Raw genomic sequence first — 25,835 nt, forward strand, 5'->3', positions numbered from 1 at the left:
AGGGGTCGATGGAGCCGGTGACCATCCACGCCCCCGAGGGCTCGGCGGTCAACCCGATCTTCCCCGCCGCGGTCGGCGACCGGCACCTGGCCTCCCAGCGGCTGGCGTCCGTCATGACCCAGGCGCTCGCCCCGGCGGCGCCGCACCGCGCGTCGTCCGAATGGTTCGTGGGCTGGCCGGTGCTGATCTGCGAGTCGGCCTCACCGAAGACCGGGGACGGCGTCGTGCTGCTCGCCAACGTCGCCGGCGGGGCGGGCGCCACCGCGGCGCACGACGGCGCGGACGCGGTCGACGTCCACATGGCTAACTGCCGCGATCACCCCCGCGGAGATCATCGAGTCGAGCTACCGGTCGCGCGTCGAGCGCTACGAGTTGGTGCCCGACAGCGGCGGTGCGGGACGCACGCGGGGCGGCCTGGGCATCCGCGCCGACTACCGGAACATCTCCGACGACCCCATGCAGTTCCTCTCCGAGGCCGAGCAGAGCAATCCCGGTCACGCCCCCCAGGGGCTCGGCGGCGGTCTGCCCGGCACGTCCGCCTCGATCGTCCTCATCCGGCAGGACGGCGAGGAGACCCCGCTCCCGGCGAAGGGGCAGCACGTCGCCGCCCCGGGCGAGGTGGTGAGCCTGCGCGCCAGCGGCGGAGCCGGTTACGGCGACCCGGCGCTGCGCCCGAGGGAGGCCGTGGAGGCCGATCTGCGCAGCGGGCGGATCACCGCCCGCGCCGCGCGGGATCACTACATCTCGCTGCGGCGGATCGCTGATGGGCGAGCCGCCGGCGCCTCCCGGGCGTACCCGCGAACGCGATGACGGCCGGGAACCCGCCGGCGGCGACCGATACCGGGAAAGGGAGGATCCGTGACCGCATCCAGGCCGCGGCGGGCGACGCTCCCGGACGTGGCGGCGCTGGCCGGCGTCTCCACGGCCGCCGCGGGGCGCGCGCTGGGGGGTTACGGAAGCGTCAGCGAGGACGTACGGCGGCGGGTGGCGGAGGCGGCGCGGCAGCTCAACTACCGCGCCAACCGGCTCGCCGCCAGCGTCCGCACCGGCCGGACCGACACCATCGGAGTGGTGTGCGCCGACATCGAGAGTCCCTTCTTCGCCCGCGCGCTGCGGGGGATCTCCGACGTCGCGCACGAGCACGGCTTCAGCACCCTCGTCACCAACAGCGACGAGGACCTCGCCAGCGAGCGTGAGGCGGTCCAGCTGCTCCTGCACAAGCAGGTGGACGGGATCATCTGCGCGCCCGCCGACGTCACCCAGGTCGACCATCTGGCGCAGGCGCAGACCGGTGGCACGCCCGTGGTCCTGTTCGACCGCGTCAGCGACCACCTGGAGGCCGACGCCGTCGTCGTGGACGGCATGAAGGCCGCCTACCAGGCCGTACGGCGACTGCTCGACCTCGGCCACCGGCGCGTCGCGATCGTCGCGGAGCTGCGCCAGCCGCGGGAGCAGGACTGGGCCAGGTTCCTCACCCCGCAGGCCGAGGTGTCGCTGGGCGAGCTCAGCCCGAGCGAGGCCCGGCTGCTCGGTTACCTGCGGGCCCACTGGGACGCCGGGGTGCCGGTGCGCCGCGAACTCGTGCGGCGCACCGGCACCTACGCCGCCGAGGCCGCCTATCAGCAGACCAAGCGCGTCCTCGCGCTGAAGAACCCGCCCACGGCGATCTTCACGGTGGACAACCTGATGACGGTCGGCGCCTACCGCGCGATCCGCGACCTCGGCATCGCGGTGCCCGACCGGCTCTCTGTGGTGGCCTTCGACGACCTCGACTGGACCGTGCTGGTCTCCCCGGCCCTGAGCGTCATCGCGCAGCCGGTCTACGAGATGGGCGCGGAAGCGGCCCGGCGCCTGATCCGGCGCCTGCGGGACCCGGAGCCGGCGCCGCCCGGCACGCTGTTCATGGACGTCACCCTGGTCGAACGGGAGTCCGTCGCCCCGATCCCGACCTGATCCGGCCGCATGGGAGGGGTACGGGCAGGAAGCCGGAGCCCTGCCCGCACCACGCGTCAGGTCGTCACTCGGCGCGGATGTCGTCGATGTAGAAGGTGCCGGCATTGATCCAGAGGTAAAGGCCGCGCACGTCCTTCAGGTCCTCGGCCGTGCAGGAGAACGAGTCGACGAGGCTGATGTCGACCGTCACCGTGCTGTTCTCGTCCTTCGAGTCGGTCGCAGACCTGCACTCGTGCAGGTCGGGGCCGGCCAGCAGCAAAAGCTCGGTCCAGGTCCACGACGCCCCGGTTTTGAGGTCGTACTTGAGCGTGCCCTTGGCCGACAGGTCGACGGGCTCCGGGAGGCGCGCGCCCCACCAGGTGCCGCCGTCGCCCTCCCAGCGAGGAGCCATGTCCACCCGCGCACTGTGGGTGCCGTCGGTGGCGAACTCGGTGGATTGGGTGACCGTGCCCTCGACCGCCTGCGGCGCCCATCCCTGCACGCCGTCCTCGAAGGAGAACATCCTGACCGCCCTGTCCGGGTCGGGCTTGACGGTCACCGTGATCCGGGCGACGTTCGACAGCTTCCGCGACAAGCTGTCGTCGCTTACCACGTATGTCGCAGTGGCCTGGCGGGTGAACCCGTCGACGGGGGTAAAGACCACCTTTCCGGACGAGTCGGTCGTGAACGTACCGCCGGTCACGGTGACACTCGTCTGGCGTCCCTCGGCCTCCGGATCGAGGTCGACGGAGTCCGGATCGATTAGGTAGTGGTAGGCGATGTCATTGGCCGTGACGTCGATCGTGACCGCCGTCCTCGCGGCCGTGACGGCCGTGTCGTCGTCGGCTACCGGATCGATGAACTCCGGTGGGCGGTTGTTCATCAGGAGGCCGGCGTTGGTGAGGGTCTGGCAGACCGGGCCGGGGCAGTTGACGGTGTAGCCGTCGAGGTCGGGGAGGATGTCGCCGAAGAACTCCTCGTTGATCTGCCAGAAGGCGAAGCCCGCTCCCTTGCCGGATCTGAACGCGTTCGTCCAGGATTGGTAGACGGGGTTGCGCACGGCCTTGTCCAGCAGGCCGAACGCGCTGAGCACCACCGGCTTCCCGATCTCTCGGCCGTCGGCGAGATGCCTGGTGATCCAGGCCGTGCCCCAGGCGGCGTCCTTGCCCCACTTGTCCGGAAAGAGCTGCAGGGACATCAGGTCGATCTCGGGCAGCCTCGCCAGAGCGAGGGTGTCCACGCCCTGACTGCAGTTGTTCGTCAGGTCCGGGCCGCCCGGGTCGGTGCAGTAGAACCCTTCGTCGCCCGCGCTCAGCAGGTGGTTGCGATCGAGCGACTTGACGTGCCGGGACATCTCGTCCGCCCAGGCGGTGATCGTGGCCGCGCTGCAGTCGGGCGAGGTGGGCAAGCCGCCCGTCCCCTTGCACCGGGGCGCGTCGGCCAGTTCCCACGCCATGATCGTGGGATCGTCCTTGTAAGCGACGCCGGTCAGCGTGTTGACCCGGTTGAGCAGATGGCTGATCCAGTCCTTGAACCAGCCTTTGATTGTTGGAGTGGTGAAGAAGTCGTCGTGGTACTGCCCGCCGGCCCAGCGGACGTACTGGTCCATGCCGCCATAGCCCGTCCAGTCGTTGACGAGCGGGATCATCACCCTGACTCCGGACATCGAGGCCCTCCACAGCACGTAGTCGAGCTGCCGGAGGCCGTCCTCTCCGTCGTTGTAGGCGGGTTTGGTCCCGTCCCAGTACTGGAAGTGGCCATCGGAGGTGCCGTCATCCTCACCGATCTCCTTGGAACCGGCGACGCGGATCACCCTCAGGGCGGCCGTCTCCGCGCGGTGGAAGACACTGTCCACCACCTCGTGGCCCCTCTGGGCGAGAAGGTGATCGTTGGCCCCGGCGAAGCGCCAGGGCTTTCCGGTGTCCTTGATCATGAGCCTGGTGCCCACACGCTTCACAAAGGTGGTGCCAAGGCTGTCCGTGGTGGCGGTGCTCGCCGTGGCGGGGGCAGCCACCAGCCCCGCGAGCAGGGCGAGCACAGTGACCGCCGCTGCGGACGTGCGCAGTTGTCGTAATCGACTCATCGACGCTCCTTCGTCTGGGAGAGGCCCGGGCCCAGGGGCGTGCCGACCCGGCTCGTCCTGGTTATCACGAAGACGATCTTGGTGAATAGCGGATTTCCGCCGGGGGCGTCAGCCCCGGGTGCTCTCCCATTCCAGTGCGCCCTTGACGACCTCCGGCCGCCAGCCGCGGATGGGCCTGCCGGTCTCCAGCGAAGTCGCGGTCGCCTTCAGCAGCGCCAGGTAGGACGGCCACACCACGTCGCCCTCCAGCGTGATCCCCTCCTCGTTGAAGAACTCGCCCGTCTTCCCCGTACGGGTGTCGACGAACAGGTTCCCGCCGTCGTTGGCGTAGGCGAAGGGGACCAGACGGCCGTTCCACCAGTCGTCGAACACGTCTTCCCCGATGCCGCAGAGCATCTTCCACTCCGAGCGGATGTCCTTGGCGGACATCAGCTCATAGAAGGGGGCGGGGCCGAAGCCCCAGGAGCCGCCGCCGTCGTGACGCAGCAGTGAGGCGCGCAGGTCGTCGGGGAACCGCAGGCCCATGGCCGCCTCCGACCGGGCGATGTCCAGGGGGCGGGCCGGCGGGCGGAGCCGTTTGAACGTGACGGGCGCTTTCCTGGCCAGCCACCGCTCGACGCGCCGCCACACCGCGTTCACCTCGGCGGTGACGCGCGGCCCCGGCATGCGCACCCGGGGCGTACGGCGCGGCGGCAGGCACCCGCCGGCCCGCAGTTCCTCGGCCGTAGGCTTCTCCGGCGTCGGCTCCACCGTCGGTGTGGGGCTGGGGGAGGGTCGGGGACCGCCGGCGCAACCCGGCCGGACGGTAGCGGGCTTGCCGGCCCAGCGCAGCTCACAGCCCGCCGTCACGACCGGATGCCAGTCGCGCAGCGCGGCACCCCGCTCCAGCGCGCCGGCCAGCGCCTCCAGCATCGCCAGATGCGAGGGCCAGCTCATCGGGCCGTCGTACTTCAGGTTCTCCTGCCACGCGGCCTCGCCCACCCGGCCCGTACGCGGCTCGACGAACAGCTCCCGGCCGCGGGCGTCGCCGCCGACGGCCAGAAGGCTGCCGTGCCACACCCCGTGCTCGGGGTCGGCCGCGTCCAGGTCGCCCTCCATCACCAGGTCCTGGCACTTGCTCCAGTTCTCGGAGTCGATGTCTGACACCCCGAGCAGGGTGTACGACGGAGGGAGCTGGAATCCCGCCCCGGGATTGCCGTCGGCGCCGTCATGCCGCAGGTAGGAGGCGTACAGGTCGTCGGGAAGGCGGCGGCTGTGCGTGGCCTCCCACCGGGCGAGATCCTGCGGATCGGCGCCGAACTCGAGCGTCCGCAGCGTGGCCGAGGCGTGCGCGCCCAGCCAGCGTTCGATTCGGTCCCACGCCTGGTTCACCCGCGCGGCGACCGCCGGATCGGGCGTGCGCGGGGTGTACGTGGGCTCCGCGGTCATGAAGCCGGGCTGCGACAGGGGGAGGCCGGGCTCGGGCGTGCTCCGGTCGCCTCTCCAATAGATCGGCGGGCAGCCGATGGCTTCCGCCTCCTCGGGGGTGAGCGCGTTGGCCTTGATCTTCGCCTCGAACTCGGGATCATCGCAGGACAGCGACGTCGAACCACCGAAGGACATGGACATGCACCTCACCGCGTCCTTCAGGGGGTCCGGCTCGCCCGCGAGCCCTGCCATCAGGAGCGCGGCCACGAGCGCCGGTCGTACGACACGCGCCCACCGGGGTCCGATCACTCGGGCACATTATCGATCTTGCTGGTCGTCCGCAGGTGCCACGTGAGAACGCGCGCGGTCCGCTCGCCCAGCGCGTCGTGCGCCCGCTCGACCAGCGCCGCCAGCTCGCCGCGGAGCGGCTCGGGGGGTCCCGCGTACGCGGTGGCCGCCTGCCGGGTGAGCCAGTCGTCCACACCGGCCCGGGCCCGCGCGCGGAGCGACTCGTCCGGTCCGGTCAGGAGAACCAGGTCCGCCTTGAGCCGGTTCCACATGTCCGTCCGGGTGAGCAGCCGGTGGGCCGCCCGCCGTACGTGCGGGGGACGCCCGCCGTCGAGCAACGGCCACAGCCGGTCCTCGGGCGGGGGCGCGTCGCGCAGCGCCTCGGCGACGTGGCGGACGACGACCGGCGCGGGATCGACGAGCATCGCGGCGAGGTCGACCCGCGCTCCCAGGCGGCACGCGGCGCGTACGGCCTCCGCCCGCACACGGGGGCTCTCGTCGGTCAAAGAGGGCAGGACGATCGGGGCGTCGGCGGGAGTGCCGCACTCACCCAGCCCGGCGACCAGGTGCCGTAGCCCGTGGCCCGGCGGCTCGTCGAGCAGGCGGCGGTAGAACTCCGCCGGGTCGCCGCCCGCCCGCCGGACCGCCCACTGCGCGGTCAGCCGCACGACCGGGGACACGTCGCCGAGCATGCGCTCCCCGTGCTCCGGCGCGCCGAGCCGTACCAGGGCGGTCAGCGCCGTGGCGCGCACTTGTGCGGCTCGGTTCGCCAGTAGCTCCCGCAGCAGGTCGGGACGGTCCATCTCGGCGACCGCCTCCGCGCACAGCGTCCGGGAGACGATGTCCTCCTCGTGCCGCGCCGCGTGGATCAGTTCCGCCTCGCCGATGCGACGGCCGTCGAGGCAGGCCCGATAGGCGAACCGGCGCGTGGGGATGTCGGCGCTGCTCCGCAGGGCCGTGAGGACCTCGTCGCCCGCCCGCGAGAGCGCGTCACGGACCATGCGGACGACCGCTTCGCCGCGTCGCCGCCCCCCGATCCGTACGGCCACCGGCGCGACGGTTCCCAGGGTGGCACCGGTGGGCACCGCGAGCACCTGGTCCAGGACGTCCGCCGCCGCCGACCGCACCTGGGCCACCCAGTCGGCGGCCCGGATCACCAGGATCGGCAGCAGCCGCGGGTCGTGGCGCATGGCCGGATGCCGGACGGCGCGCTCCCGCTCGTGACCGTCATGGGCGCACGCCGCCGCCAGCACGGCGAGCGGGGTGTCCGGTTCGGGGGGCCTGTGGCGCAGGCGCCACAGCCCCCGCGGCTCAGGCACTGGAGCGACTGCGGGTGCGGAGTACCACACCGCACGCCGCGCGGTGTCGAGTTCGGGCCACAGCCAGGGCGGGGCCGATGCCAGGGCGTCGAGAGCGCGTTCGGCGTGCTCGCGATCGCCCGCCGCCTGCGACAGTGCCGTCCACAGGTCCCACAGCGCGTACCGATGGCCCGGCGCGGCCCTGGCGACGAGCGTTTCGACGGCATCCATCCCATCACCATGATCCACGTTGTGGAGGTCCTCGCCGGCCGGGCTCGAACCGGCGCCCACCCGGTCCCAGAGCCGGGCGTTCTACCGCTGAACTACGACGAGGAGGCTCCATCGAGGGCACCGCCGGCCGGGCTCGAACCGGCGCCCACCCGGAGAGAGCCGGGCGTTCTACCGCTGAACTACGGCGGGGCCGGTTCCAGTCTGCTCGCCTGTTCCCCGGCCCCGCCACGGAATTAATCCCTCTCCCGAGGACCGGGCAGGTCGCCGGTCACGACACCGGCCCGGAGCCCGTGCAGGGCGTCCGGAGCCAGATCGGGCCTGACGGGCCGGCCGCTGAACACCCCGGCCCGGCGCAGCAGGGCCGCCCACACCGGATCGGCGACGGCGACCCCGTGGACCAGCTCCGGGGTGGGCCGGAACACCGCGACACGACGCTTGGCCGCGGGCGCGGTCCAGCCCGACCTCTCCGGGTCCAGTTCCGCCGTACGGCAGGCCGCCTCGACGTCCGCACGGGTGCAGGACGCCGTGCCGTCCAGCACCTCCCAGGGCGGCGGCAGCGCGGCCCAGACCCTGGTGCCGGGATCGACGTCGCCGCCGGTCGAGCGGTGCCAGGCCGCCAGGTCCGCGGCCATCAGCCGCATCGCCTTTCCCGGGCAGGACGCGTCCAGCAGCTCAAGCGCGTTCAGGGAGGCCAGGCACGCGAGCCACCCGGCGCGGGCGGCGTTGTAGGCCCCCGCCAGGGAGTTCCACGTGCTGGAGTCGTCGCCGGGCCGGACGACCATCGTCGCCCGGTCCATGGCCGGCCGCCACCGGTCGCCCAGGAGCCGGGCGGCGTGCCGCATGACCGCCGACCACTGACCGAGCAGCCGTCCGCGCTCCTCGTCGGTGAGACGGTCCAGCACGTCCGGCGTGGGCCGGACCTGGGCGATCATCCACCAGTCCGCGTCGTCCCCGCACCGCGCGAGCAGGACCTCCGCGATCTCGTCGAAGGGGTTGTCCCGCCCGGAGAGGCTGAACTCGCGGCGCAGTTTGCGGCGCGCCGTGTAGTACGCCACGAAGCAGGCGGCGTCCGGGTCCCTGACGAACCTGTCCAGGGGGACGCGCGCGCCGAAGCCGGTGACGCCGATCAGCAGCAGCCGTCGCTTGTCCCGCTCGGTCTCGAGAGTGCCCGCCTTCGCGGCGATCCGGCGCAGCATCCGGAACCGGCGGTTGTACTGCCGCTTCGACAGGTCCATCCCGGCGGCCTCCCGGGCCTCGCGGTTGAGCCGGTCGGCCAGGAAGTCGCTCCGGTCGGGCGTCCAACCGATCGAGTGCCCGGCCCTGCTCACGTACGCCCGCAGCGACTCGGGGTCGTCGGGGTCCACCTCCGCCGATCCGCCGAACAGCCGGGCGGCCACCGCCACCTGGCGCGCTCCGCCGACGGGGCGCGCGTAGTCGTCCGGCATCGAGGTGAACCACGCGGCGCCGCGCGAGGAGTGCCGCGCGGCACGGGCGAGTACGTTGCGCTCGCGGCCCGTCAGTCGCCCCGCGAGCGCCTGGAGGACCAGCTCGGCGACGTCCTCGGGCCGGCAGCGGCGGTCCAGCGAGCCGTGCAGTTCGGCCAGCGCCTTCCGACGGGAGCGCTCGGAACCCTTGCGGTGCTTCATGCGCGCCATGATGTCCGCGAAGCCGCCGGGAATCGATCGGTTATCCGCGGGCGGAAAACCGCTGGGCGTACGGCCCGCGGCCGGGGAGACTTCGGGCATGCACGACACCATCGCGGCGGGCCCCGTCACGCTGCGGCCGCTGACGGCCGCGGACGCGGACGAGATGACGGGAGTGCTGGCGGGGGAGGAGCTGTACTCCTTCATCGGCGGAACCGCGCCCACCCTGGCCGAACTGCGCGCCCGGTACGAGGCGCTCGAAGCCCGCCGGTCCCCGGACGGACGGCAGGAGTGGCTCAACTGGGTCATCCGCCGGGACACCGACGGCCGGGCGGTCGGCTACGTCCAGGCGACGGTGGTGGACGAGGGGCGGCGGGCCGAGATCGCATGGGTGGTGGGGAGCGCCTGGCAGTGCCGGGGGTACGCGACGCAGGCCGCCACCGCGCTGGCCGGATGGCTCCGTGACAGGAGGGTCACCCGCATCGAGGCCCACATCCATCCCGATCACGAGGCGTCCATGAAGGTGGCCGGCCGGATCGGCCTGCTGCCCACCGAACACGTCGAGGACGGCGAGCGTCTGTGGATCTGGGAACGGCCGGTCCGCACCGCCGGTTTCCGCTCCACGGCCGGGTAGCCGGAGGCCCATGGCCGGGCCCCCGGCGTACCCCCGCCCCGGCTCACCAGGCCTTGCCGGCCTGCTCCCGGATCGTGTGGTTGATGCGGTTGAAGAAGTTGGTCAGCGCGATGTTCAGGATGATCGCGGACAGCTGCTTGTCGTCGAAGTGGGCGGCGGCGGCGTCCCAGATCTCGTCGGTCACGCCCGGGGCGCCGTCCTGGATCCGGGTGGCGGCCTCGGCCAGCGCGAGCGCCGCCCGCTCCCCGTCGGTGAAGAACGGCGTCTCTCGCCACGCGACCACGTTGTGCAGCCGCTCGTCGGTCTCTCCGTGCTTCTTCGCCGACGCGACCCCGGCGAACACGCACGGGGCGCAGCCGTTGATCTGGCTGGCGCGCAGGTGGACCAGCTCGAGCACGAGCGGGTCGGCGCCACCGGCCTGGATCGCCTTGTTGAGGTGCTGGATCGCGGTGAAGACGTCGGGGCTCACCGTGCTCTTCATGCGTGCTTCCATTGTTCCCGCTCCTTCATCGGTTACCTGAGCCCGTCCGGGCCCGTCATCTCCATGACGGAGCAGAGCCGAGGAAGGTAACGACATGCCCCACAACAGTCCCGAGGACCGGGTGACCGAGGCGTTCGAGGCCGAGCGCGACCGGCTTCGCGCCGTCGCCTACCGGATGCTCGGATCGCACGCCGACGCCGAGGACGTGGTCCAGGAGGCATGGCTGCGGCTGTCCCGGCAGGAGACCGCGACGATCCACAACCTCGCCGGCTGGCTGACCACGGTGGTCGGCCGCATCAGCCTCGACGTCCTGCGATCGCGTCAGGCGCGCGCTGAGGCGTCCTACGACAACCGGCTGCCCGAACTCGTGGTGACGGTCGACGACGGTCCCGCGCCGGAGGACGACGTGGCGCTCGCCGACTCGGTCGGGCTCGCGCTCCTCGTCGTCCTCGAGTCGCTCCGACCGGACGAGCGGCTGGCATTCGTGCTGCACGACCTGTTCGCCGTGCCGTTCGACGAGATCGGCCAGATCCTCGGCAAGTCGACCGCCGCCGCCAAGATGCTCGCCAGCCGCGCCCGCAGGAAGGTGCAGGCGACCGAGCGGCGGACGGCCGTGGGACAGGAGCAGCGCGAAGTGGTCCAGGCGTTCCTGGCGGCGGCTCGCCGCGGCGACTTCGAGGGGTTGCTGCGTGTGCTCGACCCCGGCGTGAGGCTGACCGCCGACACTCCCGACGGTGTGGTCGTCACCCTCGGCGCCACCGCGGTCGCCGCCTCCGCGCGGCTGTCCGCCGGCGCGGCCGCGCGGAGGCGCGTGCTGTTCGTCAACGGCCTTCCCGGAATCGTGGCCTGGCGCGAGGACGGCGCACTGCTCTCGGTCGTCTCGTTCACCGTCGCCGGTGGCCGGATCACCGGCATCACGGTCGTGACCGACCCCGCCAAGCTCGCGTCGCTGGACCTGCCGGACCCGGAGTGAACGCGCCGGCGGCTCCGTGAAACTTCGCGCGCTCCGGCCTGATTCGATGGAGCCCTGGGCGTTCCTGGAGGAGGCGGGCATGGAGACGGCGGAGTGGTACAGGTACTTCGCGGAGCGCGAGGTCAGGGGGCACAGCCCGGCCTACGAGGCGCTCGCCCTCGGGATTGCCGCAGACCCCGGGCTGATCGAACTGATCGACGGCCTGCCGGAGCCGAAGAGGCAGCCGAACCTGCTGCTCGCGGCGGTGCGCTACCTCGGCGGGCCGTACGACGAGTTCGGCCGCTTCCGGGAGTGGACCGTACGCCACTGGGCCGAGGTGCGGGAGACGGTGCTCGCCCGAAGGACGCAGACCAACGAGGCGGGGCGGTGCGCGAGCCTGCTGCCGGTGCTGGCGGCGCTGCCGCAGCCGCTGGCCCTCGTGGAGGTGGGCGCGTCGGCGGGGCTGTGCCTGTACCCGGACCGGTACCGCTACCGGTACGACGACGGGCCCGAAATCGGGCCGGCCGGGAGCCCCGTCCTGCTCACCTGCCGGACGAACGGGAAGGTGCCGGTGCCGGAGCGCCTCCCCGAGGTGGTGTGGCGGGCCGGGCTGGATCTCGACCCGGTCGACGTACACGACGACGAGGCGGTGCGCTGGCTGGAGTGCCTGGTGTGGCCGGAGCAGGAGGACCGGCTGGCGCGGCTGCGCGGGGCGGTGCGGATGGCGAGACAGGACCCGCCGCGTCTGGTACGCGGGGACGCCGTGGCGGCCCTGCCCGGTCTCGTCGCCGCCGCGCCGGCCGGGGTGACGGTCGTCGTCTTCCACAGCGCGGTCATGCCCTACCTGGACGCCGAGGCGCGGAACCGCTTCGTGGCGCTCGTACGGACCCTGCCGGTGCGGTGGATCTCCAACGAGGGCTCGCCCCGGCTGCCCGCACTGGCCGCGAGGCTGACGGCCGGCCTGCCGGACAGGCGGCTGGCGTTCCTGCCCGCGCTCGACGGGGAGCCGCTCGCGATGGCAGGGCCGCACGGCGAGTGGCTCGACTGGCTCGCATGAGGAGCCCCATCCGGTGGGGCGGATACTGAGGATCATGACCGTCTACGACGAGATCGGCAGGACCTACAGCGCCGCCCGCAGGCCCGACCCGAGGCTGGCGGCCCGGATCGCCGCCGCGCTCGGGGACGCCGCGACGGTCGTCAACGTGGGGGCGGGCACGGGGTCGTACGAGCCGCCGACGACCCTGCTCGCGGTCGAGCCCAGCACGGTGATGATCGCCCAGCGGCCGCCGGGGTCGGCTCCCGTGCTGCGCGCCCGGGCCGAGGCCCTTCCCCTCGCCGACGGCGTGGCCGACGCCGCCATGGCCCTCCTGACCGTGCACCACTGGACGGATCTCGCGGCCGGGATCGCCGAGTTGCGCAGGGTCGCGCGGCGCCGCGTGGTGATCCTCACCTGGGATCAGGAGCTCACCCGTGACTACTGGTTCCTCAGGGAGTATCTGCCCGAGGGCGCGGCGCTGGACGACGCCCGCGCCGCCTCGATCGCCGGCCTCGTCCGGCTGCTCGGCGGCGCGCGGGTCGAGGCAGTGCCCATCCCGCACGACTGCACCGACGGGTTCGGCGCCGCCTACTGGCGCAGGCCCGAGGGCTACCTCGATCCCGTGGTCAGGTCCGGCATGTCGGTGCTGGCCCAGCTCGACCAGGCGGTCGTACGGCCGGCCCTGGACCGGCTCGCCGCCGACCTGGAGTCGGGCCGCTGGCACGAGCGCCACCGCGACCTGCTCGGCCTGGAGGAGTACGACGTCGGATACCGGCTGCTCGTCGCCGACCTGTGAGCGGGCGTGGGATCCGCGCACCGGAGGGTAAGGACACCCTGTGGACACGGAGCGGCTGCGCCAGGTCGTGGACGAGATCTTCCACGGCCGTCCCCATGCCACGCGACGCGACCTCTACTCGGCCGCCGCCGCGGACGTCCACGTGCCGGCCGAGACCCTCGCCCTCCTGAACGAGATCCCCGAGGGCTCCTACAGCCGCGGGGAGATGCTGGAGGCCATCGAGGGAGCCGTACGGACCCGGGACGAGGCGGAGCGGAGGGCGCGGCCACCGGAGCAGATCACCGCGCTGGAGGACACGGCCGAGGCCGAGCACGCCATCGCCGACGACACCACGCTGGGCGCGCTGATCCAGGAGAACACCGGTCCTCCACCGGACGCGCCGCGGTTCCGGGAGCCGGGCGAGTGAGGACGCGTGAGCAGACACACGGGAGGCGCGTCGTGCTGACAGTCACCGACCACGCCGTTCAGGCGATCCGCGATCTGATGGTGGGGGAGTATCTCCCCGACGAGGCGGGCCTGCGCATCGCGGCCAAGCCGGGCGAGCCCGCCTCGCTGGAGCTGTCGCTGGTCAGCGCGCCCTTCTCGGGCGACGAGGTGATCGAGAGAGCGGACGTGCGCGTCTTCCTCGAACCGGAGGTCGCGCAGGCCGTCGGCGGCAAGACCCTGGACGCCGAGACCGGTCCCGGCGGCCGCCCGACCTTCCGTCTCACCGAGCAGAGCCATTGAGCGGGGCGATCACGAGCGGCCGATCAGATCCCGTCGGCGTTCCGATCGCCGAACCCGTGCGCGGCAGCGACGGGGCGCCACAGGGCGACGAACACGATCTTCGAGTTTCTGGCCGTGCCGGAGTGTGCGCCGCCGCGACGGTAGTCGTAATCCGTCTCGACAGGGCCGGTGCACCCGCCGGCGAGGTACCGGCGTGCCCACGCGAGGTAGGCCTGGTCCGCGTCGTAGGAAGCGGTGAGCGCCTCCACCAGAGCCGATTTCAGCTCGGGACCGTTGTCGAGCGCACCCACCTTCAGCCGCACCGCCGCGTCGCGCTGCTTACGGCGCTGCGCGGTGATCCGGTCGATGTCCTCGGCCCCCGTGCCGTCACAGGCGCGGACCGCGTCGAGCGCGGTCGCGAGCGCCCGCCGTGCCTGTCCACTGTCGCCCAGCAGGGCGTCGATCTCTGTGGCCTGCCGCAGGCTCTCGTCGGACGAGGTGCGGTCGATCCCGGTGGAGCCGGGTGTCGTCTCCTCGCTCGTGATCGGCGGGGCCGCCGATGACGGGCCGATCCCCGCATCGGTCTGGTGGCCGTTCGTCAGCGAGGTCGTCACGTACACCGCGGCTGCGAGCAGGACCGCGACAAGGACGAGCACCGGAGCCGCCGACCGCCTCCGCCGTTCTGCGGGACGGTACGTGACGACGAGGGGTGGCAGAGCCCTCGGCCGGCGGTTGGCGGTGCACACGGGGTCGGGACAAGTCCCCGACTCCGAATGCCTGCCGCAGTAGGCGCACATGTAACTCGAAGCAGATTCGCTTGCCAATGCCTCTCCTGAGGGAACGGCCGTGCCGATTCGTCGGGCCGTAAGGCGACGACCCCGGCGGACGCTGACCTATCGGGACGTGCCGCCGGTCAGGCCGTCGGCGGCGAACAAGGAATCGGGGGCAGGGTCCGGAACGGGGATGCCCATCATCTTCAGGGTGTGCCGGAGCACGGTCTCGCTGCTGACGACGAAGTCGTAGACGTCCGCCCGTTGCTGCGCGGTCATCACGTTGTCGACCATGTCGAGCAGGCGCTGTGCCTCCTCCTGACGCTCCTGCAGCATCTGCTTCATAAGCGAGGAGATGTCCTGAGGCGTTTCCGCGAGCCCCACCGCATAGGGCGAGATCCAGTCGTCCATGCCCTCCGACAGGAAGTCGCGCCAGACGTCGCGCAACTCGCGCACCCGGACGGCCGTCCGCCTCGCCGACTCGTGCCGCTCCTCGTCCGCCACCCGGCGGGACCAGATCTCCTGCAGTTGGTCGACCAGCGGGAGCGGAGCGCCGACCCGGGTGAAGGCGGTGCACTCCACCTGTGTGCCGTCCTTCTCCTGCGGCAGCCTCATCGTTTTGAGCCGGCGGCCGATCTCCGCTTCCGCCTGCTGCGGTGTGTGCGGCGGGAACTCGCGTGCCGCCCCTCGGACGATGTCGCTCACGGTCCAGCGAACCCGCTCGCGATGGCGCTTGATCGCCCCGGACAGATCGCTGTCCGGCCCGGTCCCCAAGGCGGACCACTGCAGGCGAACGGAGACGGTGAACATGTACGCGTCCCCCAGCGCCGGGGTGTCGAACGTGAACGGAGGGTCGGTGATCTCGGTGTGGGAGGACTCTCCGTCATAGGGGAGGGGGAACAGCCAAGACCTCAGCCAGTCGCGAAAGCGCGTGCCCAGGCCGGGACGGGAGGAGGTGCGGTTGGAGGGAGTGGCGTTCACTGAGCGGTCCTTAGGCGGAGTCGGAAGAGCAACGGTTTCGCGGCTGTGTCGGGAAGGCTCCCGGCCTGCCGCCACCACAGCAGGTGGAAGCCGAGCGACCGGTGCAGCGCGGCGTCGGTGGCGAGATCGGCGACGAGGTCGCCGACCGGTCCGAGCAGGTGCGGCCGCATGTCGACGAGGTGCACCCAGTCGTGAAGCAGGCGCCACACGTAGGCGCCCACGTGTGGGTCCTTCAGGCCGTTTCGCCACAGGACCTCGAGCATGCGGCGGGTGTCGCCCTCGTTTCCCCGGTCCGTGAGCAGGGCCGGGCAGTCGTCGTCCGCCCCGTCGGCCGGCACGAGAGCCAGCCGGGCCAGCGTCTGTGCGGCGACGGCACGCAGCCGGACGGCATCGGAGGAGGCCCATCGGGCGAGTTCCGCGACGATCTCCTGTCGCGCTCCCGAGACGAACAACTCGGCCATCGCCCGTCCGACCTCGCCGGCGAACTGCCCGCTCGCGGCGATCCGGCGCAGGCCCGGCAGGGCGTCGTTGAGGAACAGGCCGCCGAGGGACGTGCCGTACGCGCGGACCGCGACGGAACGCGCGGGCGGGCCGCCGCGGGCCAGGCGGTTGAGACGTTCGCCTACGCGCGGGGCGAACCGGGGGTCCCAGGCCGCGGCCTCCAGTGCCCATGCCGCGAGCCGGTGCCGGTCGAAGCCGGAGGACGCGATCCAAGGCTGGAGGAACTCCCTGTCGATCTCCGCGTAGTCGTAGGTGGCGAGCTTGCCGACGGCCTGCGCCGCCGCGATCCGGACCTCCTGCTCGTCACTCTGCACGAGTCTGTGCAGCCAGGCGACGAAGGGGCGGCGCAGGGCCGGATGCTCATGCCAGGCCACGTGCAGGACGCTCCCGGCCAGGCGCGGCGTACGCAGGCAGAGGCGGCGCTCGGCCTCGCCCGCCCTGCGGTCGTCATCGGTCTCGGCGAATTCGAGCCAGTCGCTCAGCCTCTCGTCGAACGCCGACCATGACTTGTCGGGCGGCGGGTCCACCCGGTCGACCAGCTCGGCCAGGTCGAGCGCGGCCGTGGTCATCGTGACCATCGAGGTGCCGTCCAGGACCGATGCGGCCAGCAGGAAGGCGCGCACGTAAACGCTCTCCTCCTTGCGCAGCAACTTCTGCGCACGCTCGCGCAGCCGACGGGGAAGGTCGCCGGCCACGTGGAGGAGAACCTCGTCGAGGTCCTCCTCCTCGCCCATGGCCTCGGCGACGGCGAGGGCGAGCACATGGGCCTCGCCGGGCGGGGCGTCCTCCCCCAGCTCCGTCCGCACCTGGGGATGGGCACGTATCCGTGCGGCCAGCTCCTGGGGATCGGCCGCCTTCAGCCGCTGTAAGTGGAAGGCCAGCGAGCGCTCGAAGACCGCGAGGGCGGGCGGACGGGTGTGGGGCACCACGTGGGCGTCGCGCCACTGGGAGGAGAACCGGGCCCGTTCGTCGGCGACGACGACGAACGTGGACCCGGTCCGCTCCGCGAGGTGAGCGAGCCGGCGGAACAACGCGCCCCCGGTGTCGCGCTCAGGCGAAGCGCCGGTGGCGTGCACCAGATACCCGGTGTCGCGGTCGACGTCGGCTTCCGTGAGCTGCCGGGGATCCACACCGGGCGGCCAGATCGCCACCGCGATCCCCGTCGCGTCCTGCCGCGCGTGGCGGACGAGTGCGGCGAGAGCCGTCGTCTCGCGTCCCGTCCCCGGCGCACCGCACAGGACGTGCACCCGTCCGGGCTCCCACCGCTTCTCCAGGAGAGACAGGCTCTCCGTGCGGACCACGTGGGCTGGTGCGTACCGGGCGGCCTCCTCCTTGGTGAGCGGGATCGCCCGGGGGCGCTCCTCCCGAGGGCCGTAGTAGATGACGAAGTCGCCGGCGGCTACCTGCGCATGGCCCCTCTCGCCCAGGTTGTACTGGGTGCCGATCACACCGGCGCCGGAGGAGGCCGTGTGGTCGAGCCGGTCGGCGAACAGCCTCCGCAGGTTCTCGTCGCGGATGTCCCGCTCGCGGTTCTCCTGCCTCAGCAGTTCCTCTGGCGTCAGTCTCTCGTCCCGGCCCTCGGCCTCGTCGGGCCCGCGCTTCGGGGCCCGGCCCGCGACGCCGTCCTGCTCGTCCTTCCCGCCCGCCCCGGGGTCCGAGGCTTCCCGGCCGGGCGGGGTCGCCGTGTCCGTCATCGCTCGCCCGTCCGGTTGTCGGTGATGTACATCGGGCCCTGGCTCTGCTGGATGTGCGCGTTGGGACCGACGTTCCACTGCTGCCCGTACACGCTGGTGGCCGCGGGTGAGGGCGTGCCCGGCGCGGACGGGGACCCCGTCCGCGTCCCGGCGGGCGCCGCGGGACGGGGCTGCGTGCCGCCCGCGAGGTAGAGGTACGCGGGCGAGGCGAAGCCCTTGGCCGGGTCCTCGACGAACACCTCCCGGAACCTGCGCGGTCGCAGGCCGTCGACTCCTGCCTCCACGACCTGATGGACCTCGGGGGACACGAGCAGGGCGAGGTCGGCCTCCTCCGTCTCCCGCAGTGCCGTGCGGAGCACGTCGGCGTTCAGCAGCCGGTTCACCGTCACGAGGGCGGGGCTGGCGTAGCCGAGGGAGGCGCGCTTGAGCAGACCTATGTGCATCGCGACGCGCAGGCGTATCTGGGTGCCCGGGGCGTGGTCCTCGTTGTGCAGGGCGAGACGGTCCTCCAGCGTGCGGATGAAAAGGCCAACCAGACCCGATAGGTCGCATTCGGGCGATATGACCGCTACTTCGCCATCGCCTTCGGGCTGGCGATCCCAGATTCCTCTGTCGAGGCCTGCCGCTTCCGCGCTTTCCTGCAGCATCTCATCCAGATAGTGCTGAACGGCCTCTTGCTGGCGAATTTTCCGGTTCTGGCTGTATTTCTCTATGTCTGCACCGATGACGCATCGGGTGACGAGGGGGGACTGTGACATTCGTTATCCCTCATTCGGCTGTCGGGATGCGATGCCGGGCACCGCCCTGACCTGGCCGGACCAGGGTAGCGCTGGTCGCGTTGTGGTGCGGTGATATCACCGGCATGCCGCATCGAATACCGCTTAATCGGATATCACTGGATCAATCTGCACAGTACGGATAAACGTGGAAGTGTTGGACTGTGGATTGTGTCCTTTTGGGATGGATGGTGGGTGATGGTGTTAATTGGGCTGGCCTTCGGCCCGTCTACTATGCGACAGGAAGGCAGGCCGCAATGTCAGAAAAATGACACTGCCGGGAGATCGCGTGACGATCAGCTGTCGAGCAGCCGCCGGAGCCCGTCGACGTCGAGGATCACGATCCGGCCGCGCACTGTGGAGATGAGACCGCCGGCGCGCAGTGGCCGCAGCTCCTGGGCGACCGTTCCGCGGGCCAGCCCGATCGCGAGGCCCAGTTCCCTCTGGTCGAGCCCCACGTCGACCTGCCGCGCGGTTCCCGGTCTCACGAGGGCGGGCAGCGCCAGGCGCAGCAGGCCTCGCACGACTCGCTGACCTGCCGGTAGGGCGGCCAGCTCGGTGCGCAGTTCCTCACCCTCTCGAAGCCGGTTGAAGGCATGCCGAAGAAGATGGTCGTGCAGCTTCAACGTGCCGACGAGTGCCACGAACGCGTCCGCGGTGATGATCCTGACGTAGCAGGAGTCCACCGCCGTCACCGTGGCCGACCGGGTGTCCCCGCTGAGCACGGCCATCTCGCCGAGGATCTCACCGGGGCCGCGCACCGACAGCACCAGGCGCGCACCGTCGGCGTCCACCCTCGCGACCTTCACGCGTCCGCGCAGCAGCACGAAAACCGCGTCGGCGGGGTCGCCCTGGTTCATCAGCACCGTGCCGGGGGCCAGCACACGCGGCACGCCGGCGTCGGCGAGGCGCTGCCACGCCTGTGCGGGGATGATCGCGGCCAGCCCGTGCACGCGTTCGTCTTCGGGAGCGGTCATGAGCGCCGCACCGTGGCCGGCGGATGCGGGCGGTGCCCACGAAGGGCCGTCACAGGGCCGCGTCGACGAGAACGGCGGTGACGGTGCTCGTCAGGGCGAGCAGGGAAAGCCAGAAGCCCCAACGGACGAGCCGGTACTTGAGCGCGACGATCCTGCTGACGCGGCCTATCTCGTCGGCCACTCCCGCCAGTGCCGTCGTCGAGGCGTCGCGCAGCGCGTCGGCCAGCTGCTGTCCGGCCGGAAAGCGCAGCGCGTCGTCGAAGTAGAAGACCATTCCCCGGTCGCCTGCGCTGGGCTTTCCTCTGCGCGGGTAGACCGCGGCGGAAAGGCAGACGAGAACGACGACGGCGGCGGCGACCCCCAGCCACCACAACCACTCCACCGCGTTCGACAGGTCGAACGGCGACCAACTGCCGGCAAGGAGACCGGCGGCCACGGCGCCGAGCCCGACGCCCACCGTGCCCAGCAGCACCTGAGCCTTGGCGTCGGCCCTCGCGAGTTCCTCACGGGCCTCCCTGAACACCCGGTCCGCGTGTGCCAGCGCGACGCGCTCCCGGTCCTCAGCCGCGGAGCGCCGGGGATCGCGCAGGAGACTCGCAACAAGCTGCCTCATGGTCGACGGGCCCTCCCACCCCGGACGGACCCCCGTACGATAACCCGCGGCGGGCCGGACGGACAGAGTGGTGCGGCGGCCGGGCCGGGCGAGCCCGCCCCGTGCTCACTGGTCGCCCTCGTCCTCCTCGTCGTCGGGCGGCAGGCCGGTGCCGGCCACCGTGTCGGCGAGCTGGTCGTCGTCGAGCCGTCCGGTCGGCGGCTGCCCGAGCGTCCCTCCTCCGGAGGCGCCGCCGCCCGAGATTCCCTTGCCGCCGACGATGCCGGCGGCGTCGAGATCCGCCTGCTCCACCGATCCCTGCCGCGTGGCGCGGATGCCGGGCGTCCGGTTCTTGAACCGCGGGTCGTCCTGCGCGTTCGTCGCCAGCTCCTCGGCGAGCTGCTTCGGGTTCATCTTCTTCTCGTCCATACGGGCCGCCGTACCCGGCGGCCCGCGTGCCATTCACATACTCACAGCTCGGACGGAACCCGCTGCGGCGGGACGTGCCGCTGCTCCTGCCTGCTGCGCAGCGCCTCCAGGCCGACCAGGTCGTCCGGCTCGGCGTCCGGGGTCTCCTGGTCGAACCTCGCCAGGGCCGGGTGCCGCAGGGCCAGCGTGATCGTGATCGCGATGGCCAGGCCGCACACGATGTACAGCAGGCCGATGCCGCGGCCGTCTCCCGTGCCGATGACCTTCCCGACCGTGTCGGCCAGCGGCCCGTCCTGCCGCATCAGCGGTTCGAAGACCAGCCCCACCAGCCAGGCCTGTACGGCCAGCCCGACCGGCTGGGTCGACAGCGCGAGCATCCGGTTGATCGAGATGACGCGGGCGTGGTAGCGCTGGGGCACCTTCGAATGGATGATCGTCAGCCAGATGCCGTCGCTGATCGTCATCATCAGCGACATGCCGAACGCGCCGAGCGTGATCAGGATGAGCGACGGCCGCAGACCGGCGATGGCGCAGAAGATCCCGAGCACTCCGGCGGCCGACAGCATGCCGAACATCCGGCGGTCGCGCGGGCCGCCCCACAGCGTGATGATCAGGCCGCCGCAGACCGCCCCGATGCCCGCGAGCACCGCGACCTGCCCGGTGTCGGCCAGCTCGCCGACCGACAGCACCAGCGGCGCGATCATGATGAACCCGGTGAACAGGAAGAAGTTCACGATGAACATCGTGAAGGCCATCGCCCGCAGGCCCCGCCGCCGGAGCAGGTAGCGGAAACCGTTGCGGATCTCGGCGGAGACGGTCTCCCGGCGCCGCCAGGCCATCGTGGCGGGGAAACGGACCAGCAGGGTCACCGTGAACGCGATCGCGTAGCAGACCACGTTGGCGGTCAGGATGCCCTCGATGCCGATCAGCGCCAGCACGGCGACGGAGAAGAGCGGCACCATGAGCTGGGCCACGGCGTTGCCGAGCTGGACGACGCCGCCGACGTGGTGCAGGTAGGCCTTGGGCGCGAGCTGCGGCCCCGCCGACTGCCAGGCCACCCGTTGCAGGGTCACCGATATCGACAGCAGCACCAGCAGGCCGTACAGCAGGGGCATGCTCAGCACGTCGCCGGCCATCAGCGCGAGCAGCGCGGCCTGCACGGCCAGAGACATGCCGTCGGCGGCGAGCATCGCCCGTTTGCGGTCGTACCGGTCGACCAGCGCGCCGATCAGCGGCGCGAGGATCAGCCCCGGCACCAGCCCGACGATGGCGAACAGGCCGAACTGCACCAGCGAGCCACTCTTCAGGTACGCCCAGATCGGCACGGCGAACTCGGTCATCACCGCGCCGATCATGGAGACGATCTGGCCCGTCGCCACCGTGAAGAACCGGCCGAGGCTGGGCTGCGGCCCGTCCGTGTCGGCCTTCCGGTCGGACGAGACGGCCTCCCGCCACCAGGTGGCCGTGTCACCGGGCGCCGGGACGTGCCACTCCTCGGGACGGTCCACGGAGGTGTGCGCGGTGGTGACGATCGCGGCCAGCTCCTCGGTGCGGTACCGGAGGAAGTAGTGCCCGGCCTCGGCCATCACCACCAGCGCGGTGGTCTCGGAGACGCAGTGCCAGTCGCGGTAGCGCTCCTCGTAGAAGTCGGTCAGCGCGTCGCGGTCGCCCACGATGGAGATCACCGGGGCGCGCAGCTGCGGGCTCTGCTGCTCGACCAGCTCGCTGAAGTAGTCCTCACCGGCCCGCGCGTCCACCCGCATCGTGCTGATGATGTGGTCGACCTGCTCGGGGTCGAGGTCCTGCAGGTCGGCGCCCATCGCGCGCAGCCAGTTGGCGTGCGCGTTGGCGTTGTCCAGCGCCTTGCTGCGGAAGATCCGGCCGAGCAGGCCGTTCAGGCCCTTCGTGGGGGTGGCGAACGGGAAGCTGCCGCCCGTGTAGACCGCCTCGACGCGCCGCCCCGCCGCCTCCAGCCTGCGGGCGATCTCGGCGGTGAGCGCGCTGCCGACGCAGTGGCCGTACAACGCGACCGGGCCGCGCACGCGCTCGATGACCTCGTCGCAGACCCGCTGGGCGGCCTCGTGGAACGGGATCGTGCTCTCCTCGACCCCGAGCTCGTGGCCCGGCAGGGCGACCGAGAACAGCGAGTGCCCGGCCGGCAGCGCGTCGGCCAGCGGCTGGTAGACCATGGCGCTCGCCCCGCCGTACGGGATGCAGACGAGCGACAGCACCGGGGCCTTGACCGGCCGGGTGAGCTCGACGAGCAGGCCGCGCGGGCCCTCCTCGGCGGCGCCCTCCGGCGCCCCGTTGGCGGCGTCGACCAGCGCGGCCAGCTCCCGCACCGTGCGGTTGGCGATCGCGTCGAGGACGGTCACCTGGTAGCCGTCGGCGGGCAGCACCTGCCGGAGCTTGGCGACCATGCGGATGAGCAGCAGCGAGTGCCCGCCGAGCGCGTTGAAGTCGCTGTCGATCGAGATCGCGTCGATGCCGAGGACCTCCCGCCAGACCCCGGCCACCGCGATCTCGGTCTCGGTCTCCGGCTCGGCCAGGTCCTCGCCGACCCGGACGACCGGATCGGGCAGCGCCTTGCGGTCCACCTTGCCGTTGGCGTTGAGCGGGATGGTCTCCAGCGGCACGAACACCGACGGGACCATGTAATCCGGCAGCCTTGCCGTGCAGTGCTCGGCCAGGTCGTCAAGGTCCCGCGCCTCGGGCACGTAGTAGGCGACCAGCCTCTTGTCCTCGGGCGTGAACGCGTGCACGGTGACGACCGCGTCCCGGACGCCGGGGTGGTCGAGGACGGCCGCCCTGACCTCGTCCAGCTCGATGCGGTAGCCGCGGATCTTCACCTGGTCGTCGAACCGGCCGAGGAAGGCCACGTCGCCGTCCCGGGTCCAGGCCACCCGGTCGCCCGTGCGGTACATCCGCCCGCCCTCGAAGAAGGGGTCGGGGAGGAACCGCTCCTCGGTGAGGTCCGGGCGGTTCATGTAGCCGCGGGTCACGCCCACGCCGCCGACGTACAGCTCGCCCGGCACGCCGACCGGCTGCAGCCGCCGGTTCGCATCGAGGACGTACATCCGCATGTTGGGCAGCGGGCGGCCGATCGGCACGACCTCCACGAGCTGGGCGTCCCGCACCGGGTAGATACACGTGCCGACCGACGCCTCGGTGGGGCCGTACTCGTTGACGAGCCGCCCCGGGCCGAGCATCTCCATCCACCGGTTGGCCATCGACCCGGGCAGCGCCTCGCCCGCCACGACGATCACGCCGGCGAGCGCCTCGGCCTGCCGGGCGTCGATCTGGTGGCCGAGCACCTCCAGGTGCCCGGGGGTGCACTTGATGAAGCTGTACGGCCCGCCCGCGACGAGCAGCGCGCCCAGCTCACCCATGTCGAAGTCCTGCTCCAGCACCGTGACCCGCTGCCCGGTGACGAGCGGCGCCCACAGGTTGGGCACCACGAGGTCGAAGGCCACCGAGCCGAACAGCGGCGCTCCGCCGTCGCCCTGGCTCGCCAGGTCCTCCACGGCCCACCACACGTGGTTCACCAGGCCGCGGTGGGTGACCTGCACGCCCTTCGGCTTGCCCGTGGACCCCGACGTGAAGATCACATAGGCCAGCCGGTCGATGTCGTACGGCACGCCCACCGGCTCGCGCGGCCGGTCGTCGAGCACCCCGCTCTCCACGTCCACGTCCACGACCTCGGCGCCGTCGAACAGGTGCGCGTGCCCCGCTGAGGTCAGGACCAGCGGGGTCGCGGCGATCGACAGCATGTCGCGGACGCGCTGCGCGGGAAACTTGGGATCCATCGGCAGGTAGGCCGCGCCCGCCTTCCACACGCCCAGCAGACAGGCGATCAGCTCCGGGCTCCGGTCGAGCAGCACGCCCACCGTGTCCTCCGGGCCGACGCCCCGCTCGCGCAGCAGGTGGGCGACCTGGTTGGCGCGGGCGTGCAGTTCGGCGTAGGTGGTCGTGCGGCCCTCGAAGGAGACCGCGACCGCGTCCGAATCCGCATGGCGCTCCAGCAGCTCGGGCAGGGCCACGTCCGGGTACGGCCGCGCCGAGTCGTTCCACGTTCCGAGGACGAGCTCGCGCTCGGCGTCGGTGACCAGGTCGAGCCCGGCCAGCGGGGCGTCCGGCGCGGCGGCGATCCGCTCGGCCAGCGCCCGGTAGTGCCCGGCCATGCGGGCGATGGAGTCCGCGTCGAAGCGGTCCTTCTGGTAGGTCAGATAGAGCTCGGGGTCGCCCGTGCCGTTCAGGTGCACCAGCAGCGCGAGGTCGTAGGTGAAGTCGTCGACCTCGTGCTCCCAGACCGACGCCTGCAGCCCGGGCCAGCGCCCCCGCTGGTCGCGGAAGACGCGCAGTGAGAAGCCGACGGTCGACAGCGAGAAGTTGCGGGCGTCCCGGTCGCTCAGCGCCCCGGCCAGCTCGGAGAACGGCAGGTGGTTGGTGAGCGCCTCGCCGAGCCTGCGCCGCACCCCGGCGGCGGCCTCGCGGAACGAGGGGTCGCCCGACAGGTCGGCGCGCAGCGGCAGGGCGTTGACGAAGCAGCCCAGCACGGGCTCCAGCTCCACCCGGCGCCGGCCGCCGTCCACCGTGGCGATCGTCAGGTCGCCCTGTCCGGTGTAGCGCGCCAGCAGCATCGAGAAGACGGTGAGCAGGGCCACGAACGGGGTGGTGCCGGGGCCGCCGGCCTCCCGCAGCGCGCGCAGGACCTCGTCCGGCAGCGTGAACAGGTGACAGTCGCTCCGGTTGCCCTCGACGACGGCCTGGCCGTCCCGCGCGATGGGAAGCGCCACCGCGCTCGCGCCGTCCAGCCGGTCGCGCCAGTACGCCAGGCGCCGCTCGCGCTGCTCGCCGCTCAGCTCACGCCGCGACCAGGCCGCGTAGTCGGCGTACTGCAGCGGGGGCGGGGCCACCCCGGCGGGACGGCCCTCGTGGACGGCCGCGTACACGCTGGTCAGCTCGTCCACGATGATGCCGACCGACCACCCGTCGCACGCGATGTGGTGGCAGACGAACATCAGCACGTGGTCCTCGTCGGCCAGCCGGACCAGCGTCGTGCGGTGGACCGGCCCGGTCTCCAGGTCGAAGCGCTCGACGGCGGCCCGGCTCGTGATCTCCCGGGCCCGGCCCTCCCGCTCGGCCTCCGGCAGGGCCCGCAGGTCGACGACGTCGAGCGGCGCCGGCCCGGGGTCGAGGACGATCTGGCGGGGCTCGTGTCCGTCGCCCTCGTAGACCGTACGCAGGATCTCGTGGCGTTCGACCAGGCTGTCCAGGGCGACGGTCAGGGCCCGGACGTCGAGCGGGCCGGTCAGCCGCAGGCCGATGGTGGCGTTCGGCGCCGGGGCGCCCTCCGCGAAGCGGGCGCCGAGCCACATCTGGGTCTGCTCGTAGGAGCAGGGGGCGGGTCCGTCCCCACGGGGGGTGATCACGCTCGCGGCGGCGGCCCTGGCGGCTCTGGCGGCGAGCAGCCGGCGCAGCGCCTCCTGCCTGCGTGGGGAAAGCGACGCTATTAGATGCTCGTTGTCAGTCGTCGGCGATATCGTCACCGAGCGTTCTCCTCTCTGCGCAGTAATGCGCAGGACCAGCTGACCACGCAGAAAAGTGGTTGAACCAGAAAACGCTTTGA

Annotated in this window: 21 protein-coding genes, 2 tRNA genes and 1 pseudogene; 9 read left to right on the forward strand and 15 right to left on the reverse strand. The window is 72.0% G+C overall.

Annotated features, from left to right (window positions below; translation table 11 throughout):
• Window positions 1–8 precede the first annotated feature (8 nt).
• From HHX41_RS42310 to HHX41_RS15605, 3 genes and pseudogenes are all read left to right on the forward strand, one after another.
• A pseudogene (locus tag HHX41_RS42310) lies at window positions 9–239 on the forward strand (hydantoinase B/oxoprolinase family protein); the annotation flags it as partial.
• Window positions 240–333: 94 nt separating this feature from the next.
• On the forward strand, window positions 334–810 hold the full coding sequence (locus HHX41_RS40580) for a hydantoinase B/oxoprolinase family protein (RefSeq protein ID WP_310742006.1): 477 nt from the start codon (window positions 334–336) through the stop codon (window positions 808–810).
• 48 nt (window positions 811–858) lie between these two features.
• Window positions 859–1,953, forward strand: coding sequence for a LacI family DNA-binding transcriptional regulator (locus tag HHX41_RS15605; RefSeq protein ID WP_182906522.1), 1,095 nt, complete (start codon window positions 859–861; stop codon window positions 1,951–1,953).
• Window positions 1,954–2,017: 64 nt separating this feature from the next.
• Here the strand turns inward: HHX41_RS15605 and HHX41_RS15610 are convergent, their stop codons facing one another.
• From HHX41_RS15610 to HHX41_RS15635, 6 genes are all read right to left on the reverse strand, one after another.
• Complete coding sequence (locus HHX41_RS15610; RefSeq protein ID WP_182906523.1) at window positions 2,018–4,015, reverse strand: Ig-like domain-containing protein; 1,998 nt, start codon at window positions 4,013–4,015, stop codon at window positions 2,018–2,020.
• Window positions 4,016–4,123: 108 nt separating this feature from the next.
• Window positions 4,124–5,731, reverse strand: a complete 1,608-nt coding sequence (locus HHX41_RS41780) for an SMI1/KNR4 family protein (protein ID WP_182906524.1) — start codon at window positions 5,729–5,731, stop codon at window positions 4,124–4,126.
• Window positions 5,728–7,239 (reverse strand): hypothetical protein, encoded by a 1,512-nt coding sequence (locus HHX41_RS15620; protein WP_182906525.1) that lies wholly within the window; start codon window positions 7,237–7,239, stop codon window positions 5,728–5,730. The genes HHX41_RS41780 and HHX41_RS15620 overlap by 4 nt, the downstream gene beginning before the upstream one ends.
• Before the next feature lie 29 nt (window positions 7,240–7,268).
• Window positions 7,269–7,341, reverse strand: a tRNA-Gln gene (locus tag HHX41_RS15625).
• A gap of 16 nt (window positions 7,342–7,357) precedes the next feature.
• Window positions 7,358–7,428, reverse strand: a tRNA-OTHER gene (locus HHX41_RS15630).
• A 44-nt stretch (window positions 7,429–7,472) separates the two neighbouring features.
• Window positions 7,473–8,885: a hypothetical protein gene (locus HHX41_RS15635; RefSeq protein ID WP_182906526.1), complete on the reverse strand. Its 1,413-nt coding sequence runs from the start codon at window positions 8,883–8,885 to the stop codon at window positions 7,473–7,475.
• Window positions 8,886–8,982: 97 nt separating this feature from the next.
• Between HHX41_RS15635 and HHX41_RS15640 the strand changes: the two genes are divergently transcribed.
• On the forward strand, window positions 8,983–9,516 hold the full coding sequence (locus HHX41_RS15640) for a GNAT family N-acetyltransferase (protein ID WP_182906527.1): 534 nt from the start codon (window positions 8,983–8,985) through the stop codon (window positions 9,514–9,516).
• A gap of 43 nt (window positions 9,517–9,559) precedes the next feature.
• On the opposite strand, the gene HHX41_RS15645 is transcribed toward HHX41_RS15640, so the two are convergent.
• A complete protein-coding gene (locus HHX41_RS15645) occupies window positions 9,560–10,009 on the reverse strand; it encodes a carboxymuconolactone decarboxylase family protein (RefSeq protein WP_182906528.1) in 450 nt (149 codons plus the stop codon).
• 82 nt (window positions 10,010–10,091) lie between these two features.
• On the opposite strand from HHX41_RS15645, the gene HHX41_RS15650 reads away from it, so the two are divergent.
• From HHX41_RS15650 to HHX41_RS15670, 5 genes are read left to right on the forward strand one after another with little or no spacing between them, the layout of a single operon-like run.
• Entirely contained in the window at window positions 10,092–10,970 is an 879-nt protein-coding gene (locus HHX41_RS15650; RefSeq protein ID WP_182906529.1) for a sigma-70 family RNA polymerase sigma factor, read from the forward strand.
• A 46-nt stretch (window positions 10,971–11,016) separates the two neighbouring features.
• A complete protein-coding gene (locus HHX41_RS15655; RefSeq protein ID WP_220504079.1) occupies window positions 11,017–12,006 on the forward strand; it encodes a DUF2332 domain-containing protein in 990 nt (329 codons plus the stop codon).
• A gap of 34 nt (window positions 12,007–12,040) precedes the next feature.
• Window positions 12,041–12,781: a class I SAM-dependent methyltransferase gene (locus HHX41_RS15660; protein ID WP_182906530.1), complete on the forward strand. Its 741-nt coding sequence runs from the start codon at window positions 12,041–12,043 to the stop codon at window positions 12,779–12,781.
• Between the two features lie 40 nt (window positions 12,782–12,821).
• A complete protein-coding gene (locus HHX41_RS15665) occupies window positions 12,822–13,187 on the forward strand; it encodes a hypothetical protein (protein WP_169987838.1) in 366 nt (121 codons plus the stop codon).
• A 32-nt stretch (window positions 13,188–13,219) separates the two neighbouring features.
• Window positions 13,220–13,507, forward strand: a complete 288-nt coding sequence (locus HHX41_RS15670; protein ID WP_182906531.1) for an iron-sulfur cluster assembly accessory protein — start codon at window positions 13,220–13,222, stop codon at window positions 13,505–13,507.
• A 23-nt stretch (window positions 13,508–13,530) separates the two neighbouring features.
• On the opposite strand, the gene HHX41_RS15675 is transcribed toward HHX41_RS15670, so the two are convergent.
• The 8 genes from HHX41_RS15675 to HHX41_RS15710 all read right to left on the reverse strand — a co-directional run bounded on the left by HHX41_RS15675 (window position 13,531) and on the right by HHX41_RS15710 (window position 25,638).
• Window positions 13,531–14,142 (reverse strand): hypothetical protein, encoded by a 612-nt coding sequence (locus tag HHX41_RS15675; RefSeq protein ID WP_182906532.1) that lies wholly within the window; start codon window positions 14,140–14,142, stop codon window positions 13,531–13,533.
• Window positions 14,143–14,379: 237 nt separating this feature from the next.
• Window positions 14,380–15,237 (reverse strand): hypothetical protein, encoded by an 858-nt coding sequence (locus tag HHX41_RS15680; protein WP_182906533.1) that lies wholly within the window; start codon window positions 15,235–15,237, stop codon window positions 14,380–14,382.
• Complete coding sequence (locus HHX41_RS15685) at window positions 15,234–17,432, reverse strand: hypothetical protein (RefSeq protein ID WP_182906534.1); 2,199 nt, start codon at window positions 17,430–17,432, stop codon at window positions 15,234–15,236. The genes HHX41_RS15680 and HHX41_RS15685 overlap by 4 nt, the downstream gene beginning before the upstream one ends.
• A complete protein-coding gene (locus HHX41_RS15690) occupies window positions 17,429–18,079 on the reverse strand; it encodes a hypothetical protein (protein WP_182906535.1) in 651 nt (216 codons plus the stop codon). Before HHX41_RS15690 ends, HHX41_RS15685 begins: the two co-directional genes overlap by 4 nt.
• 425 nt (window positions 18,080–18,504) lie before the next feature.
• The gene (locus tag HHX41_RS15695; RefSeq protein ID WP_182906536.1) at window positions 18,505–19,185 is read right to left on the reverse strand and encodes a Crp/Fnr family transcriptional regulator; all 681 of its coding nucleotides are present in this window, start codon (window positions 19,183–19,185) and stop codon (window positions 18,505–18,507) included.
• Between the two features lie 49 nt (window positions 19,186–19,234).
• On the reverse strand, window positions 19,235–19,798 hold the full coding sequence (locus HHX41_RS15700; protein ID WP_182906537.1) for a Pycsar system effector family protein: 564 nt from the start codon (window positions 19,796–19,798) through the stop codon (window positions 19,235–19,237).
• Between the two features lie 105 nt (window positions 19,799–19,903).
• Complete coding sequence (locus HHX41_RS15705; protein ID WP_182906538.1) at window positions 19,904–20,206, reverse strand: hypothetical protein; 303 nt, start codon at window positions 20,204–20,206, stop codon at window positions 19,904–19,906.
• 41 nt (window positions 20,207–20,247) lie between these two features.
• Window positions 20,248–25,638: a non-ribosomal peptide synthetase/MFS transporter gene (locus tag HHX41_RS15710; RefSeq protein WP_182906539.1), complete on the reverse strand. Its 5,391-nt coding sequence runs from the start codon at window positions 25,636–25,638 to the stop codon at window positions 20,248–20,250.
• Window positions 25,639–25,835 lie beyond the last annotated feature (197 nt).

It is taken from the genome of Microbispora sp. H13382, from assembly GCF_014161445.1.
In the GTDB taxonomy this organism is placed as follows: domain Bacteria; phylum Actinomycetota; class Actinomycetes; order Streptosporangiales; family Streptosporangiaceae; genus Microbispora.